The organism is Allorhizocola rhizosphaerae (genome assembly GCF_003426775.1).
Taxonomy (GTDB): Bacteria; Actinomycetota; Actinomycetes; order Mycobacteriales; family Micromonosporaceae; genus Allorhizocola; species Allorhizocola rhizosphaerae.
In genome coordinates, this window is sequence record NZ_QJUG01000175.1 from 1 (window position 1) to 17,685 (window position 17,685).

The following is a 17,685-nucleotide window of genomic DNA, read 5'->3' on the forward strand; positions in this document are numbered from 1 at the left end:
CGGCCCGGCAACCCACGGCGGCGGCCCAGGCGCGGCGCGAAGGACCCGGGGCGGCTCGGCGGCGCCTCCCGGCGCCTGCCCGGGGACGCGGCGGGAACTGCGGCCCGCTGGGTTGATCATGAAGTTGATGCCGTGACACGCCGTCGAGAACGGACGTAAGTTCATGATCGACGGGAACGGAGGAGGGAGGGTGGGATGAGGCGGGGGACGCATCCGGGGTGGTTTTTGGGGCCGGCGTTGGGGATTTTGCTGGTGTTCTTTCTTCTGCCCACGCTTTTCAATTTTGTTTACGCGTTCACGGACTGGTCCGGGTTCAAGAGTGCGATCCGGCCGGTGGGCTTCGACAATTTTACCGAGCTCGCCGGCAATGGCACGCTGTTTCGCTCTCTTCGAATCACCATTGTGTACGCGGTGCTGGTCGCATTGTTCCAAAACGTGTTCGGGTTCGGGCTTGCCGTGCTCCTGGAGCGGGACACGCTCATCAATCGGCTCGCGAGAATCTTCTTTCTTCTTCCGGTACTGATGTCGGCCCTCGCAGTGGGCTATATGTTCCAAGCGCTGCTCAAGCCCCAGGGCGCGCTCAACGCGCTCATCGGGAGCGACTACGGATGGCTCGGCGATACGACATGGACGATCGTCGTGGTCGCCCTCATCCATGCGTGGAAGTGGATGGGCCTGTCCATGCTGATCTACCTTGCCGGGCTCAAGACCCAACCCGAGGAGCTCATCGAGGCGGCGCGCATTGACGGCGCGTCGCGCTGGCAGAGCTTCTGGCGCATCCGGTCGCCGCTGCTCGCGCCCGCGGTCACGTTCAACGTGGCGACCGCGCTGCTCGGCTCGATGAACGGCTTCGACATGGTGCAGGCGACGACGGGCGGGGGCCCGGCCCGCACCACAGAAATCCTCAATATCTTCATCTATCGCACCTTCGGGCAGGGGCTGTTCGCCCAGGCGACCACGATGAGCTTGGTACTCTTCCTGATGGTCGCGCTCCTGGCCTTCCCCGTGATCTATTTGCTGCGCAGACGGGAGCGGATCCTGTGAGCGATTCTCCATGGTGGACAAGGTTGCAGCCGTTTGCGGCAATCGCATTGGTGCTGCCGGTCATCGGCATCCCACTGTGGTTGGTGCTCGTGACGGCCGGCAAGTCGCGCGGCGAGGCGCTCACGCCTAACCTGGCCCTGCCGAGCGAGTGGCACCTGGCCGAAAACCTTGCCACGGTGTGGCGTGAGGCCGAGGTGCCCGCGGCTTTCCTGGGCAGCGTGCTGACTGTGGTGCCGGCGGTGGCCGGTGTGCTCACGGTCGGGTCGATGGCCGCGTGGGTCCTGGCCCGGCGCGCCACCCGGCTCAACGCCATCCTTTACGCGTTCGCCATCAGTGGGATCGTGCTGCCGCCCGCCGTCGTCACGGTCGTGCTGTTGCTGCGCCAGTTGGGTTTGGCCGGCACGGTGGTAGGGATGATCGGCGTATACATGGGCATCTATTTATCGACGGTCATCTTCTTCGTCACCGGTTTCGTGCGCACCATTCCCGAGTCGCTTGAGGAGGCGGCTCAGATCGACGGCGCGGGCCCGATGAAGGTGTTCGTGCGCATCGTGCTGCCCATGCTTCGGCCCGTGCTAGCCACGGCCACCATTCTCATCTGCCTCTTCGTCTGGAACGACGTCTTCTACGCCTTCTTCGTCGTGGGTGGACGGCTGGACACGTTGCCGCTCAACCTTTTCCAGGTCGCCAGCGCCGGACTGTACCTCAACAACTGGCACCTGATTTTCGCCTACGTCATCCTGATGAGCGTTCCGCTGGTCGCCGTGTTCGCGGTGGCGCAGCGGCAGATCATCTCCGGCATCACCGCCGGCGCCGTCAAGTGAACTGCTGATCAGAACTGGTCACGCGCGGCACTGCGTGGGTCGTGGACCCGGCGCGCGGTGTAGATGTCTCCACTGCGGGCCTTGGCGCGCCATGGACGCTGCTTGTTTAGCGCGGTGTCGAGCCTCGGATCGGCGCGGTCGAGGTCCACGCAGCTGATGGCGGGCTTGCCGTCGCCGGCGCACCGGTCGAGCCAGTCGCCGTGCGGCCCGATAATGCCGGCCGGCAGGGCTTTGCTGCACTGCGCCGGAACCGAGACGCTGATCCAGATGTTGTTCGCCGCGGCGTGGCCCCGAGCGAGGATGCCGAAGATGGGATCCTCGGAGAAGCTGGAGAACAGGACGCAGTCCACATTGTAGTGTTGTCGGTATTCGAGGAATAGTTCCGGGAAGTTGATCTCGATGCAGAGCGCGAGGCCGAATCGGTACCCGGCGATTTCACACACGACCGGGTCGAAGCCCGGCGTGTAGAACCGCGTGACCTCGGTGAAGGACAGAAGCCGTTTGTCGTATCGGGTAACGACCCCGCTGTCCGAGATGACGTAGAGGCTGTTGTGCGGCCGGTTGGGTGGCGTAAGGCGGTGGTTGGACCCGACGACCACCCACAGGCCGAGTTCGGCGGCGCACGCCGCGATGCGTTGCAGTTGCTTGGTCACGGGTTGCCAGTCGATGTGCCAGCCGGTGAAGCGCGGCTTGTCTTGCCCGGCATAACCGGAAAGAGCACCTTCGGGAAAGTGAACAAGGTTTGCCCGTTCGGCATGCGCCGCGCGCATCAGCGCCAGTATGGATTCGCCGTTGGCCACAGGGTCGCACGTGACGATGCTCTGCGCCGCGGCGACCCTGATGCTCGCATATCCTGCGGCGTGATCGGTCACGTCGGCCAGGCTACAGCTCCTCGTCCGCCACGACGCTGAGCACGATTTTGCCCGTGGCCCGCCCGGCCTGGCTCAGCTCGTGTGCCTTGGCGACCTCGGCCAGCGGCAAGACCGTGTCGATGGTCACCTCCAGCTGTCCACTCTCGACGAGCGCGGCGACATGCTTCATGCTCGCCTGGTCGGCCTCCACGATCATGAAGGCGGCACGCAGCCCAAGGGGGCGGGCGACGTCGGCGAGCGCGGCCTCTGCCCGTGAGGCGAGCGCGACCACCAGCCCACCGGGCCGCAGGGTGCGCAGCGAACGCGGCCCGTACTCCTCGCCGATCGTGTCGATGACGACGTCGATGTCGCTCACGGCGGAGGCGAAATCGGTCGTACGATAGTCGATCATCTCGTCGGCGCCCAGCGCCTTGACAAACTCGTGCTTGGCGGCGCTGGCGGTGCCGATGACATACGCCCCAAGGGTTTTCGCGATCTGCACGGTCACGTGCCCCACTCCGCCCGCCGCCGCGTGCACCAGCACCCGCTGTCCGGGTTGGACATCGGCCGTGTCCACCAGCGACTGCCAGCCGGTGAGCGCGACCATTGGCAGGGCCGCGGCCTGCACGTGCGAAAGCCGGGCAGGCTTGCGGACCAGGTGACGCGCCGGGGACACCACATATTCGGCGTACGTGCCGGCGGCGCGCGGTTGGTTGGGCATGCCGAACACCTCGTCGCCAGGCCGCAGCAAGGTGACACCCGGTCCCGCCTCTTCGACCACGCCTGACACGTCCCAGCCCAACCGGATCGGCGTATCGCCCGTGTTGCCGACGGTCTCGCGGTGCCAGATGTCGGTCGGGTTCACGCTCGTGGCGTGCACGCGCACCAGCACCTCGGCCGCTCCCGGCGTCGGGCGTGGCACCTCAACCACTTTGAGCACCTCTGGCCCGCCGAACCTGTCCTGGGCGATGGCCCGCATGGTTTGGATTTCTCGCATGCGATGCAGCCTGCCAATGGCGCCGATCACGATCGAGTGACCAGATGGACGACATGTGAAAGTATCTGGCCATGCGTCGCATCGTCGTCCTCGCGCTCGACGGGGTCTATCCGTTCGAGCTGAGCATTCCCATGCGCATCCTCGGCTCGGCGACGGGCCTCGACGGTGAGCCGCTCTATGAGGTCCTGACATGCAGCGTCGATGGGCGTCCGGTCACCACCGCGGCCGACTTCACGGTCGCGGTGACGCACGGGCCCGAGCTCGTGGAGACCGCCGACACCCTGGTCATTCCGCCGTTCAGCGGATGCACCGAGATTGACCGTGACTGGCTGCCGCCGGCCGTGGCCGACGTGTTTTCGCGCCTCCCATCTCGTACCCGCATAGTCTCCATTTGCACGGCGGCCTATGTCGTCGCGGCGGCCGGCCTGCTCGACGGCCGCCCCGCGACCACCCACTGGAATGAGGTTGGGCACTTCCAGCGCATGTTCCCCCGCGTCCAGCTGCGGCCAGGCGTGCTGTTCGTCGACGACGGCGACGTGCTCACCGCCTCCGGCGTGGCCGCGGGCATCGATCTGTGCCTGCACCTGATCCGCCGCGACCACGGCGCCGAGGTCGCTACGCGGGTCGCCCGGCTGTGCATCGTGCCACCGTGGCGCGACGGCGGCCAGGCGCAGTTCATCGAGCGGCCGGTGCCCGACAGCGCCACCGCCACGACGACAGGCGTGCGGGCGTGGGCGCTGGAGCGGCTGCACCAACCGCTGTCACTGTCCGATCTGGCGCACCATGGCCGGATGAGCGTGCGCACGCTGACCCGGCGGTTCCGCGACGAGGTGGGCATGACGCCGGGGCAATGGCTGACGCAGCGGCGCATCGACCACGCCCGGCGGCTGCTGGAGACCACCGACCTGACCGTGGACCGGGTCGCGGCCGAGGCGGGCTTCGGCACCGGAGCCTCACTGCGCCAGCACCTGGCCGCCACCATCGGAGTCTCCCCCACCGCTTATCGCCGCACCTTCAAGCCGCGCTACGCGAGCTCTGGACTGAAGCGATAGAAGGGTTGGGGCAGGTGGGTTTGACAGCGTTCGAGCCGTCGCAGGCGCCGATCGTGGCGTCGTGGGCGGAGTCGGCCGAGCAGACGCGGCAATGGTGCTCGCGCGACGACGTGTCCGCTGACGTAGTGGCCGGCTGGTCCATGGCGCCCGACGTTGTCGCCTACACCTTCACCGAGCACGACGAGACCGTCGGATACGGCGAACTGTGGCTCGACGCCGACGAGGGTGAGGTCGAGTTGGCCCGGCTCATCGTGGCGCCCGCGCACCGTGGCCGCGGACTCGGGCGCCGCTTGGTTTCCGCGCTCACGGCCGAAGCCCGCAACCACTACCCGGCCGTGTTCATGCGGGTGCACCCCGACAACGCGCCGGCTTTGCGCTGCTACACCGGTGCGGGATTCACCCACGTGCCACAGGAGCTGGCCGACGAGTGGAACGGTGCCCAACCCGTCCCATACGTCTGGCTCCGCGCCATGGACCGTCAGGTGCGGCTGGAAAGGGTGACCCCAGAGAATTATGAAGCGGCGCTTGCGTTGTCTGTGCGTCCCGATCAGGAGGATCTGGTCGAGCCGGTGGTCAAGTCGCTGGCCGAGGCGTATGTCTTTGGCGAGCACGCGTGGCCGAGGCTGATCTATGACGGCGACCGGCTGGTCGGGTTTCTGATGGCCTTTCTCGACATCCAGTGGGCCCCCGATCGTGACCCCGATGACGTGCGCTCCGGCCTCTGGCGGCTGAACATCGCGGCCGACGCTCAGGCAAGCGGCTACGGCCGGTTCGCCGTCGAGGCCGTGTGCGCGGAGATCCGGGCTCGGGGCGGCACCCGGGCATATGTCACGTGGGAGCCGCGCGCCGGCGGGCCGGAGCGGTTCTACCTGAAACTGGGCTTCCGGCCGACCGGCGAGCAGAGCGGGGGCCAGACCGTCGGGGTGTTGGACCTGGCGCAGGTTTGACCGCCCGCCGATCCGGGGACGACTCCGGAACCTATGAGGAGACCGCGGATCGTCATCGTTGGTGCGGGCTTCGCCGGCTATCGGGCGGCCCGGACGCTGTCGCGCGTGGCCGCCGGCCGCGCGGACCTCACCATCATCAACCCGAATGACTATTTCCTGTACCTGCCGCTGCTCCCGGAGGTCGCGACGGGCGTGCTCGAACCGCGCCGGGCGGCGGTCTCGCTGAGCGCCACGCTGCGCGGTGTGCGGCTCGTGCTCGGCGAAGCCGACGGCATCGACCTGGATGCGCGCGAGGTGTCATACACCGATCCCGAGTCGGCGCGGCACACGATCCCCTACGATCGCCTGATCCTGGCCACGGGCAGCGTCAACAAGCTGCTTCCGGTCCCGGGGGTGACCGAGCACGCCCATGGCTTCCGGGGCATTCCCGAAGCGCTGTACCTGCGTGACCACATCACGCGCGAGATCGAACTGGCGGGCACCGCCAACGATCCCGCTGTGCGGGCGGCCCGGTGCACCTTCGTCGTCGTGGGCGCGGGCTACACCGGCACCGAGGTGGCGGCGCACGGGAAGTTGTTCACCGACAAGCTTTCCCGCCGATACCCCCGCTTGGATGCGCGATGGATGCTGCTGGACGTGGCCGACCGGGTGCTGCCCGAGCTCGACCCCCGCCTGTCGCGGACGGCGGACAAGGTCCTGCGCCGCCGGGGCGTGCGCGTGCTCATGGGCACGTCCGTCGATGAGGCGACGGCGGATGGGGTTCGGCTGTCCAACGGGGAGTTCGTGGCGACGCGCTCGCTGATCTGGTGCGTCGGCGTGCGGCCCGACCCGCTCGCGGTCGAGGTGGGTCTGCAGGAACGCGAGGGGCGCCTGGTCGTGGACGAATGCCTCAACATCCCCGGCCATCCGGAGGTCTTCGCGTGTGGTGATGCCGCGGCGGTGCCCGATCCCGCTCGGCCCGGCGAGATCACGGCGATGACCGCGCAGCACGCGGTGCGCCAGGGCACGCTGGCCGCGCACAATGTGGCGGCGTCCTATGGCACGGGCAAGCGTAAGCCGTACCGCCACAAGGGTTTGGGTTTCGTGGTGGATCTGGGTGGGATGGACGCCGCCGCAGATCCGCTGCACGTGCCGCTGTCGGGCCTCGTCGCCAAGGCGGTCGCACGCGGGTACCACCTGGTGTCCATGCCGGGCAATCGTTTGCGCGTCAGCGCCGACTGGCTGCTCGACGCGGTGCAGCGCCGCCAGCCCGTCCAGCTCGGCCTGGTCCCGGCGCACACCGTGCCGCTGGAGACCGGCGCACCCGAGGTGCCCGCGAGCTTCGGTACCCACCAGTGACAAGCGCCCTCGACCGAGCCGGCCCGGTCGCGCAGATCATCGACCGGCTCCGGCCGAACTGGTGGACCGGGCGGAGATCGTCGATGCCCTGTACCGGTTTGCCCTGGGCCAGGATCTGCAGGACCGCGCCCTGCTCGCCTCCGCCTTCGCCGAGGAGTCGGAGCTCGACTTCGCCCCCGCCGCAGTGCGCTGGGCGCGGACGTGCCGGTCATGTCCGGCCGCGGCTTCATTGTTGACAGGATTCTCGGGACGTTCGCCGGGCGCGTCGACACGACACACCAGATGACCAACCCACGCATCGCCATAGCGGGCGATACCGCCCAGCTCACCATGCTCGTGGAGGCGCAGCACGTGTTGCGGGCCGACCACACCAAGCACGCGCTGCTCAAAAACCTCTACGACGTCGAGCTCGTGCGCGCCGGCGCCCGCTGGCTCGTGCGTCGCATGCGGATCGAAAACGTCTGGTACACCGGCGACCCGCGAGTGATCTTCAGTGGCTAAGCATGTGCCCACGGCCACGGCACCGCGCGGAAGGCCGCCTCCACGAGAAGCCCTTCGACGGCTCGCAAGAACTGTTCGGCCCTGGGCGGTGGCAGGTGGCAGGTGTCCCCGGTGAGCGCGAACCCGATCCCGCCCGGCGCGTCGATGACCTCGATGCGCAGGCGCCAGGTGAACTGCTCCAACCCCTGCCCCACCGTGAAAGTGCTGTGGCGCATGGCTTCACGCACCGCACGCTCGGTGGTGTCGTGTCCAAATAGGTCGGTGTCGGTGGGCACCAGCCGGATGTCGTTGAAGTAGCAGTGTGGGCTCACGCCGGTCGCGTAGGGCATTCCCGCTTCCGCGAACGCGGCGGCCATCTGCGCCGGGTCGTAGTAGGCGTGCCGATACGCCGCGATGGCAGCGTGCCACACGTCGGGCAGCGCCTCGGCGAAGTTGGGCTTGCCCGACAGATCGACCACCACCAAGGCCAACTGGTTGATCTTGGCGATGGCTTCTTGGTACCGATCCAGAGCGCGGTTATTGACCATCGTGTGAATGCCGCACGTGTCCGTGCCCGACCAGGTCGCCAGCACCCCGGCGACGGCGCTGAGCAGCACGGTCGAGCTGGTGACCCGATGCCGCCGGGCGATGAGCCGCAGCGCGGTGTCGGCAGCCGAAGACACCAACACACAGCGGCGCCACCGCGGATGCTCCGCCGGGCCCACGGGCGGCAGCGTGTCAACGGGCAGGCGCCGGAAACCCTCCACCCAATAGGAGACCGCGCGCCGGCCGCGCCGCCGCGACTGCTCCTCCTGCTCGGCCAACCCCACGTCGGCCGACTGCGGTCCGGTCGGCGTGGGCACAGCGCCGCGCAACAGCAGCAGGCGCAGGTCCCGCAAGACCAGCTCGGTGGCCTGGAAATCGACCGTGGTGTGGCTGAACACGATGACGATTTGGCGCACCACGCGTTCCCCGGTGAGCACCAGCGCGACCCGTTGCGGCAGCTCGGTCGCGTGGTCGAACGGCTGCTCGGCGAGCGCCTCGGACAATCGCGCGGCGGTCGCCGTACCGTCTAAATCAGACAGTTCGGCAGGAACCACCAGCACCGGCTGCTCTCCGCGGGCCACCACCTCCTGCCGGCCCCGCGGGAAGTCAATCAGAGTGCGCAGCGAGCTGTGCCGCTCGATGAGCTTGCCGATGGCGCGCAGCACCGAGTCCACATCGGACGGCGCGCGGCGCGGCATGGCCATGACCCGGCGCATGCTGATCAGCGTGGCGCTGGATCCGCGGCGCTGCGCGGACAGCCAATACGCCCGCTGCCCCCACGTCAAGGGCGCGGTGCCCGGAAGCGCCGGTCCCGTGAACGCCGCGGCAGCCGAAAGCGAACCCACCAAAACCATAGAGCAGTATCGACCCACAGCCACCGCGGCGGGCCATCGGTGGGAATGCGCTTTCCATCGGACCGTTCGGCCGATACGGATGCCTCCTGGCCGCATGCGTCTCGCCTCGGCCCCCCGCCCGCCGCGGCCGGCTGCCAGGCCGCCTGGCCTCCTCTCGCGCCTGCCAGGCCGGGTGCAACAGGATTCAGGCGTGCAAGAGATTCTCCACTTCGGACGCTTCCGGCGAGCCATAGTCCTGGAGCATGCGCAAGGCTTCCCGCAGATGTTCGCGGCCGCTCCCGGTTGGTTTCGCCTCGCCGAGCACGCGGTGGGCACGGGCCTGCCCGAGGTGATGCCCGGTGGCGCGGTGGATCGCGAGGCCCTGTTCGGCGCGGGCGATCGCCTCGGCCGGCCGGCCGAGCGCGAGCTCGACCCGGGCGAGCACGACCAAGGCCTCCGCCTCGTGCTGGCGTTCCGTCCCGGCGGCGAGCGCGATCGCCTCGCGCGCACGCGACTGCGCGCTCTCCGGCGCCGACTGCGCCAGATCGCACAGCGCCAATCCGCGCATGGCGTGCGAGCGGTACTGGTGAAGGCCCGGAGCGCTCGCGTCGCGCACGGACCCCTCGAACTCCGTCCGGGCGGACGCGACATCCCCGCGCGCGAGATGGCAGAACCCCAGCTCGTTGCGCACATGGCTGCGCAGCCGCGGGGACTTGACCTCGTCGGCGAGACTCCTGGCCAGCATGAGCTGCTCCAGTGCGTCGTCCCATCGGGCCGTGTCGCGATACCAGCCGCCGCGCGTGTACGCCAGGACGCAATACTTTCCGGGATCGTCAAGCTCCTTGAGGAGTTGCTCGGCGCGGTCCAGGAGTCGCGGCACGTCGTCCAGCCGGCCGAGCGTGAGCAGCACGTGACTCAGGTTCGCCAGGGCGGGCGCGGTGACGGTCGGCGGCAGCTCCTCCGAGAGATCGAGCAGACGTCCGAGGACGTCCGCGGAACGGCGAAGGTCTCCTTGCCGGTACGTGACATTGCCCAGATGCAGCAGGGTCAGCGCCTGCCGGTTGGTCTCGCGCCCGGCCACCTGCGAGGCGAGAGCTTGCTCCAGGCACTGCGCCGCACGGTCGAGGAGGCCCTTTCGCTCCCACAAGACCCCCGCCATGTAGAGGCAGTAGCCGTGGATGGAACGGTCTTCGGTGGCCGCGGCGCTGGCGAGCATGTCGTGCGCGAGCTCATCGGGCACTGGGAGGCCGCATGTGGTGCGAATGTTGGAGAGCTCGGCGAGCGTGACGGCGATGGCCGCCCGATCCTCGGCCGCGCGGGCAGCATCGGCCGCCTCCTGCAGGATCGCCAGCACCTCGGTCGTGTGGCCACGGCGCTGCATGTCGGCGATCGCGCCCAACGCCAGATGCCACGCCCAATGCACCAAGCCGTTGGCCACCGACGCACGCGCGGCGGCAACGATGTTGTCGAACTCGGCTTCCAGCCACGCCGTCGCTTCCCGCTCGGACGCGAAGCTCACCTCGGGCACATCGCCGGGCAGGCTTGCATGTGGCGGCTCCAAACGCCAGGGAATCAGCCGGGCCGCCGCGGCACTCTTGCCCCGGTAATACCACGTGCACAGCCGGTCCAGCGCTTCGGTGCGTGCCTCGGCGCTCTCCTCGGCCCCGGCCCGCTGCCGCGCGTAGTCGCGGACCAGATCGTGAAAGCGGTACCGTCCGGGCGCGTGCTCCTCAAGCAGATGCGCACCGGTGAGCGACCGGACCGACCCACGTGTTTTCGAGACGCCCCAACGACACATCGCCGCGGCCGCGTCCACTGTCACGTCCAAGCCGGGCACGAGCCCAAGCAATCGGAACAACCGCTGTGCCGCGGCGTCGAGCCGCTGATAGGACAGGTCGAACGCCGAAGCAACGGCCGCGTGCTGGTCGTCGTCCAACGCGAGCACGGCGAGCCCGTGCTCACGCAACTCGGTCACGTAATCGCCCACCGATCGCCACGGTTCGTCGGCGAGCTGGGCGGCGGCGATCCGCAGGGCCAGCGGGAGCCCCGCGCACGCCTCGATCAGAGCGGAGGTCCGCTCCGGCTCGGCGTCGACTCGATGGGCACCGAGCAACCGCACCAGCAACGCGTGAGCATCGTCGAACGGAAGCACGCCGAGCTCGATGCGGTGCGCGCCTTCCCGGGCCACCAGGCCGGACAACCGGCCCCGGCTGGTGACCAGCGTGAGACATCCCGGCGCCGCGGGCAGCAGCGGTCGCACCTGTTCGGCGGAGGCGGCGTTGTCCAGCAGCACGAGCAGCTTCCGACCGGCCACAAGGGACCTGTACCGGGCTGTCGCCTCGTCCACGGTCGTGGGTGTGCTGCCCTGCTCCACGCCGAGTCCGCGGATCAGCCGTTCGAGGGCCTCGATCGGGTTCAGCGCGGGCTCCGGCGAGTGGCCGCGCAGATCCAGGTAGAGCCGGCCATCGCTGAACCGGTCGGCTATCCCGTGGGCGTATCGCACCGCGAGGCTGGTCTTCCCGATCCCGGCCATCCCGCTGATCAGGACCAGCGCGGTGGCGTCGGGGTGGGCCAGCGCCCGGTCGAGCTCGGCCAGCTCGCGATCGCGGCCGAAGAACGCGCCCGGCCGCGGCGGGATCTGGCTCGGTGTCACGGGCCTCGCGCCCGGCTCCAGCGGCTCGCCGTCGAGCATGCGCCGCTGCAGTTCCCGCAACTGCGGTCCGGGTTCGACACCAAGCTCGTTCACCAGGATTTCGCGTGCCGTTCGGTAGGCGGCCAACGCCTCGGTGGGGCGCCCGGCTCGGTACAACGCGGTCATCAACAGACCGTGCAGCCGCTCCCGCAGCGGGTGCTCCCGGGCCATGTCGGTGAGCTCGCCGATGATGGCCGCGTTCAGCCCGCAGGCCAGTTCCGCCTGGTAGAGCGCCTCGATCGCGGTCAGCCGGCGTTCGGCCAACCGCTGCGCCCAGTGGGCCAGGACGGGCACGTCGAGGTCGGCGAAGGGCGAGCCGCGCCACAGGCTCAGCACCCCGCGCAGCATCTCGACGGCCCGTTGCGGTTGCTCGGCGACGATCCCCAGCGCCGTGCCAACCACCGCTTCGAACCGCTCCGCGTCGACCTCGCCCGGCACCGACCGCAACTGATAGCCGCTCGTGTCGAGCGACAGCCGTTTCGGGTCGTCGAGCATCCCGCGCAGCCGGTGAACGTGCAGCTGCAGTTTCTGCGCGGAGCGCGGGTCGGGCCGCTCGCCCCAAAGCGCATCGGTCAGCACGTCCACCGCGACGGGCTGGTTCGGGCGCGCGAGCAGCATCCCGAGCAGGATTCGCTGCAGGCGGCCGGACACCACCTCGACCCGCTCGCCGTGCCGGACCTCGATGGGCCCCAAGACCCGGAACTCCATGCCCTCCCCCAGCCGAACACAAATCCGATGTGCTCACCGCTTTCGCCGACGTGAAAGTAGCCCGAAAGCGTCGCCGCCATGCTGACTATGCCAGAGCCAAGTGACGGCGATTTGTGAACGGACGGGGAGCCGGTGAAAACGAGCGATCGTGGCGGGGCTCGCTGCCCTCGTTACTACGCTGACCATCATCCGACGCCGGCACAGGCTTCTCCTACTCCGGCGACCGGCGCATGGTGGCCAAGGTGGTGCTCACGGGCACCTGCATCCACTGCGGAGGTGGCCAGACAGCCTCACCCATCCGCTGCTACCTGGCCGGCACCGGCAGGGCGCGGCGAACACCGGGTATTTCGCCGTGCATTTCCACGTCGCCGTCCGACACTATGACGCTAAGGAGAGCTTTGAAACGACTCGCCGCCCTCGCCCTCGCCGAGCATTGAGGAGGCCGACGGAGCGAAACGATTCGTCATCACCGGAGACGACGGCGTCTACGAGCTGCGGGGCAAACTGTTCGTCTACATAGGAGGGCCCGCCGGGTACCCACTACCATCTCCCACCGTGATCGCAGCATCTACATCAATGAGGGGTCATGAAGGTTTCGCGTCGGCACATCATCGGGCTACCAGCACTGAGCGCGGGTGCCGTCCTGCTCGGCGACAACGCCGCCCGAGCGCACGTCACCGCGCTCGACGCCTACACCACTCTGCGCGACCGCTGGTGTGACATCGTCACCGGCGCCGGCAAAATCGACCTGGGCAGGCCGGAGTTCGCCGCGGCGATAAACCGCATGGACAACGGCGTGGACAGCAGCGTGGCGCTCATCGACCGGAGCTCCGGCCGCAACCGGGTCTTCACCGACCTGCCGCTGGCACAGACCACCGACTCCGGCATGGTCGCGACAACCCATTCGCGGCTGCGGGGCTTGGCGATCGCCTGGTACACGCCCGGCTCGCGCCACTACCACAGCAGCGGTCTGCTCGCCGACATCCTCGCCGGGCTCGACACCGCCAACCGGCTCGTCTACAACGCGAGCCGTGCCGAATTCGACAACTGGTGGGACTGGGAAATCGGCGCGTCCCGTGCGCTGGCCGACTGCCTGGTGCTGCTGGACGGACAGATCCCGGTCGCCGCCCGGGACCGCTATGTCGCGGCGATCCGGCACTTCGTGCCCGACCCGTGGTACATGTATATCGATTCGCGGCGCAAGCCGTCCACCGGGGCCAACCGTGTCGACCTGTGCCAGGCGGCGTTGGTGGAGGGGATCGCGAGCCGTTCGTCGGCGCGCATCCAGCGGGCCGCCGACGGGCTTCCGGCGGTGTGTGAATATGTCGACTCCGGTGACGGGCTTTACGCGGACGGTTCGTTCATCCAGCACGCCAACGTGGCCTACACGGGGTCGTATGGTCAGGTCCAGCTCGCCGGGATGGCGAACCTGTTGGCACTGTTGAAAGGGTCGGCGTGGGAGCTGACCGATCCGGCGATCGGCAATCTGCTCACGGCGGTCGAGCAGGGATGGGCGCCGCTCATCCACAATGGACGGATGATGAGCATGGTGAACGGGCGGGCGATCGCCCGCACCAGCAACGAGCTCGCACTGGGCCACGGCACGATCGCGGCCATCCTGCAAATGGCATATGCGGCCGATCCGGCGATGGCGCAACGATGGCGCCAGGCCTGCCGCGGCTGGTTCGACCGCAGCGGTGCGCGCGGCCCCTACGACGGCGCGACCGTGGCCCGCACGGCCCTGGTCTCCACGCTCATGAACGACCCCGCCATCACACCGGCGCCCGAGCCGGACCGCAGCTGGATCTTCCGCAACATGGCCCGCGCGGTGCACCGCCGCAACGGCTGGTGCTTCGCCATTTCGATGTGCTGCAATAAGATCGCGCGTTACGAGACCATCAATGGCGAGAATCTCAAGGGATTCCACACCGGCGCGGGCATGACCTATCTGTATGACGACGACGCCACGCAATACACGGACAACTTCTGGCCCACGGTCGACCCCTACCGGTTGGCGGGCACGACGATCGACCGCAAGCTGATCGCCGACAAGGGCGGCCGCGCGCTGCCGACGGTTCGGTGGGCGGGCGGCGCCGTACACGAAAATAAATATCTGGCCGTCGGGATGACGCTGCAGGGGGCCGAAACCAACCTGGAAGGCAAGAAATCCTGGTTCTGCTTTGACGAGTACGTTGTGTGCACCGGCGTCGGGATCACCTGCACTTCCGGGTTCCGGGTGGAGACGCTCCTGGAAAACCGCAAGCTGCACACCAGCGGCGCCAACAAGCTGATCGTCAACGGCGTGGAGTGGTCGTCCGCCCAGGGCGCGACGCAAACGTGGACCGATGCGCAGTGGGCGCATCTGGAAGGCGTGGGCGGATACATCTACCCCAGTCCTCGTCCGCTGACGGCGCGCCGATACGAGCGCACGGGAAGCTTCCGCGACATCAACGAGACCGGGTCCACCACGCCCATCACGAGGCGCTATCTGACCCTGTCGCAGGAGCATGGCGCCAATCCCACCAACGCCTCGTACTTCTACCTTGTCGCTCCAAAAGCGACAGTCGAGCGCACGGCCGAGCTTTACACGAATCGTAACGTGGCGATTCTCAATAACAATCCTAAGATTCAGTCGGTACGGCAGTCGTCCACCGGGATCACGATGGCCAACTTCTGGGACTCCGCGGGCGGTACCACAGGAAACATCACGGTAAATTGGTGTTGCAGCGTCGTGGTGCAGGAGAAGGACAATCGGCTTGTCGTCAGTGTCGCCGAGCCATACCGTTCCGGCACCACGATTCGCATCAGGGTGGCGGCGGCGTTCAGCGACTACCGGCTGCTGAGCAAGGACAGCAACGTCACCGTCGTGTCCACCGGCGCGACGATCACGCTCGATGTGCGACCGTCGACGTTCGGCCGGACCATGGCGGCCACCTTCACCCGCTGAGGGATCGTTGTGTGGTGAGGGTGTGGAGGTACGGGGCGGGTGCCGTGCAAACCGTCGCGCGGGCTCGGCACCGCCCCTACCGTCACAGGTGTGCAGACAGTGGATGTACTGGTCGTGGGTGCGGGCCTGGCGGGCCTGCACACGGCCCGGCTGCTCGCGCGGCGGGAACTGAACGTGATGGTCGTCGATCGGCGCAGGTCGCTGTCGACGGGCATCCGCACGACCGGCATCTTCGTGCGCCGGACGCTGGATGACTTCGGATTGCCCGACCATCTGCTCGGCCCCGGTGTCAGGGACGTCCTGCTGTATCCACCGTCGCGGCGGGCGCCGATCCGGCTCACCAGCGGGCAGGACGAGTACCGCGTGGCCGACATGGTGGGGGTGTATGAGCACGCGCACCGGGCGGCGGAGTCGGCCGGGGCACGGGTCGTGTTGGGCGTGCGCTATGTCGATGCGTCGATGGGCGTGGTCCGGTTGCAGGGCGCGGAACCGGTGCGGGCACGCTTCATCGTCGGCGCGGACGGTGCCCGCTCCAGGGTGGCCGGCGATCTCGGGCTGGATGTCAACCGGCGCTTTATCGTCGGCGCCGAGATGGTCTACCCCATCGGGTCGGGCACAACCGCGTCGGCGTTTCACTGCGTGCTCGATCCCCGGGTCGCGCCGGGATACCTGGGGTGGGTCATCGATGACGGTCGGCATGCGCATGTCGGTGTCGCGGGGTATCCGCATTTAATGCGCACCGGCATCCGCCATCTGCTGGACGATTTCGCCGCGGACGCGCCTGGCCACACGACACCGGCCGGGCCGGTCGAACGGCGCGGTGGCCCGATCCCGGTCGGCGGTGTGCTGCGACGGTTGGCAAACCCCGCTGGGCTGCTCGTCGGAGACGCCGCCGGTGCGGTGTCGCCGTTGACCGCAGGCGGGTTGGACCCGTGCCTGCGCATGTCCGAACTCGCCGCGGCGGTCACGGCCGGATACCTGCGAACCGGCGACCCGCACATGCTGCGCCGCTACGATGGACACGCGTTGCGCAGCCGCTTCCGTGGCCGGCTGTTGCTGCGCCGAGTGTTCGCCGGCATCCAATCCCCCGCAGCGGCGGAGGCCGCGGTTGCCCTACTCCGCAGCCGTGCCGGCCGTGCGTTGGCGGCACGGGTCCTGTTTGGTGACGGCTCCTTCCCGGACGTTCACCGGCAGCTGGCCGACATGCCCGCATAAGCCGGCGGCCGAGCAACAGGCGGTGAGGGCGAATCCAGCGACGAGGGCATCGAGTCCACCCGGGAGTGGCAGCCTGCTAGGTAAGGCGCACCGCCCAAGCCGGCCGGAAGTCGGCCGAAGGCGGAGCCCTCGACCGACGGAGGTAGGACATGTCGAGGGGCCAGGTGTGGCCCCTCGACATGGCTGTCTATCCCTTGAGGATGTGAACTTCGGTGCGGCCGGAACCGGTGCTGCTCTTATTTACACCAGCCAGATCCGGACGACCATCACGATCCCAATCAGGGAACCCGAACTCCCACTGGGAGAGGTCCGCAATCGGGCTCAGTGCAGTCGCGGTCTGCAGAGCGAACTGTTGAAAGGCCGAAGCGCCAGACAGGATGTGCACCTCGGTGCGGCCGGAACCGGTGCTGTTCTTCTTCACTCCAGCCAGGTCAGGGCGGCCGTCGCGGTCCCAGTCAGTGAACGCGAACTCCCAGTTGGCTCCGGTTTGCTCGATCGCCGTACCGGTCTGGAGAACGAACTGCTGGAAACCCGAAGCACCAGACAGGATGTGCACCTCGGTCCGGCCGGAACCGGTGCTGCTCTTGCTCACGCCAGCCAAGTCCGGACGACCGTCGCGATCCCAATCGGCGAACTGGAACTCCCAAGTGGCGCCCGTCTGCCCAATCGCCGTACCGGCCTGGAAAACGAACTGCTGGAAACCCGAAGCACCAGACAGGATGTGCACCTCGGTCCGGCCGGAACCGGTGCCGCTCTTCTTCACACCAGCCAAGTCCGGACGACCATCACGATCCCAATCGGCGAACTCGAAGTCCCATTCCGCCCCAGTTTGCTCAATCGCCGTACCGGCCTGGAAAACGAACTGCTGGAAACCCGAAGCACCGGACAAGATGTGCACCTCGGTACGACCGCTGCCAGTGCTGCTCTTCTTGATACCGGCGAGATCGGGGCGCCCGTCGCGGTCCCAGTCAGTGAACGCGAACTCCCAGTTTGCCCCGGTCTGCTCGATCGCGGTCCCGCTTTGGAAGATGAACTGCTGGAACGGCCCCGATGGCGGTGCCGCCGCATTGGTGAACAGCAGCCGGTTGGGTGAACCGGTGCCGGGGTTCGTCACGATGTTGGGTGTCGCATTGCCGAACATGACCGTGGCGACCTGAGCCGGGGTGAGGCCGGGGTTTGCGGCGAGGATCAGCGCGGCGGCTCCGGCCACG

Annotated in this window: 13 protein-coding genes; 8 read left to right on the forward strand and 5 right to left on the reverse strand. The window is 68.2% G+C overall.

Going from position 1 to position 17,685, the window contains the following annotated elements; translation table 11 throughout:
- Positions 1–195: 195 nt before the first annotated feature.
- Both DM816_RS29940 and DM816_RS29945 read left to right on the forward strand, forming a co-directional pair.
- Positions 196–1,044 carry a carbohydrate ABC transporter permease gene (locus DM816_RS29940; protein ID WP_117213733.1) on the forward strand — a complete coding sequence of 283 codons (849 nt, stop codon included), beginning with the start codon at positions 196–198 and terminating at the stop codon, positions 1,042–1,044.
- Positions 1,045–1,067: 23 nt separating this feature from the next.
- The gene (locus DM816_RS29945; protein ID WP_246002426.1) at positions 1,068–1,868 is read left to right on the forward strand and encodes a carbohydrate ABC transporter permease; all 801 of its coding nucleotides are present in this window, start codon (positions 1,068–1,070) and stop codon (positions 1,866–1,868) included.
- 8 nt (positions 1,869–1,876) lie between these two features.
- Here DM816_RS29945 and DM816_RS29950 read toward each other — a convergent pair whose 3' ends face one another.
- Both DM816_RS29950 and DM816_RS29955 read right to left on the reverse strand, forming a co-directional pair.
- Positions 1,877–2,740, reverse strand: coding sequence for a carbon-nitrogen hydrolase family protein (locus DM816_RS29950; RefSeq protein WP_211588916.1), 864 nt, complete (start codon positions 2,738–2,740; stop codon positions 1,877–1,879).
- Positions 2,741–2,750: 10 nt separating this feature from the next.
- A complete protein-coding gene (locus DM816_RS29955) occupies positions 2,751–3,716 on the reverse strand; it encodes an NADP-dependent oxidoreductase (protein ID WP_246002428.1) in 966 nt (321 codons plus the stop codon).
- A 71-nt stretch (positions 3,717–3,787) separates the two neighbouring features.
- Between DM816_RS29955 and DM816_RS29960 the strand changes: the two genes are divergently transcribed.
- The 4 genes from DM816_RS29960 (at position 3,788) to DM816_RS29975 (ending at position 7,554) form a co-directional block, all read left to right on the forward strand.
- The gene (locus DM816_RS29960; RefSeq protein ID WP_117213735.1) at positions 3,788–4,768 is read left to right on the forward strand and encodes a GlxA family transcriptional regulator; all 981 of its coding nucleotides are present in this window, start codon (positions 3,788–3,790) and stop codon (positions 4,766–4,768) included.
- Positions 4,769–4,782: 14 nt separating this feature from the next.
- The gene (locus DM816_RS45970) at positions 4,783–5,715 is read left to right on the forward strand and encodes a GNAT family N-acetyltransferase (protein ID WP_162907982.1); all 933 of its coding nucleotides are present in this window, start codon (positions 4,783–4,785) and stop codon (positions 5,713–5,715) included.
- A gap of 33 nt (positions 5,716–5,748) precedes the next feature.
- Positions 5,749–7,053 carry an NAD(P)/FAD-dependent oxidoreductase gene (locus DM816_RS29970; RefSeq protein WP_117213737.1) on the forward strand — a complete coding sequence of 435 codons (1,305 nt, stop codon included), beginning with the start codon at positions 5,749–5,751 and terminating at the stop codon, positions 7,051–7,053.
- 210 nt (positions 7,054–7,263) lie between these two features.
- Positions 7,264–7,554, forward strand: a complete 291-nt coding sequence (locus DM816_RS29975) for a nuclear transport factor 2 family protein (protein WP_211588917.1) — start codon at positions 7,264–7,266, stop codon at positions 7,552–7,554.
- Here DM816_RS29975 and DM816_RS29980 read toward each other — a convergent pair.
- On the reverse strand, positions 7,551–8,924 hold the full coding sequence (locus tag DM816_RS29980) for a condensation domain-containing protein (RefSeq protein ID WP_162907983.1): 1,374 nt from the start codon (positions 8,922–8,924) through the stop codon (positions 7,551–7,553). The two genes, DM816_RS29975 and DM816_RS29980, sit on opposite strands and share 4 nt — an antisense overlap.
- A 193-nt stretch (positions 8,925–9,117) precedes the next feature.
- Positions 9,118–12,312 (reverse strand): AfsR/SARP family transcriptional regulator, encoded by a 3,195-nt coding sequence (locus DM816_RS29985; protein ID WP_117213739.1) that lies wholly within the window; start codon positions 12,310–12,312, stop codon positions 9,118–9,120.
- Between the two features lie 586 nt (positions 12,313–12,898).
- On the opposite strand from DM816_RS29985, the gene DM816_RS29990 reads away from it, so the two are divergent.
- Both DM816_RS29990 and DM816_RS29995 read left to right on the forward strand, forming a co-directional pair.
- A complete protein-coding gene (locus DM816_RS29990) occupies positions 12,899–15,259 on the forward strand; it encodes a polysaccharide lyase 8 family protein (protein ID WP_117213740.1) in 2,361 nt (786 codons plus the stop codon).
- A 39-nt stretch (positions 15,260–15,298) separates the two neighbouring features.
- Complete coding sequence (locus DM816_RS29995) at positions 15,299–16,474, forward strand: NAD(P)/FAD-dependent oxidoreductase (protein ID WP_117213741.1); 1,176 nt, start codon at positions 15,299–15,301, stop codon at positions 16,472–16,474.
- Between the two features lie 187 nt (positions 16,475–16,661).
- Here the strand turns inward: DM816_RS29995 and DM816_RS43955 are convergent.
- On the reverse strand, positions 16,662–17,685 hold a 1,024-nt coding region (locus tag DM816_RS43955), incomplete at its 5' end, for an FG-GAP repeat domain-containing protein (RefSeq protein ID WP_211588918.1).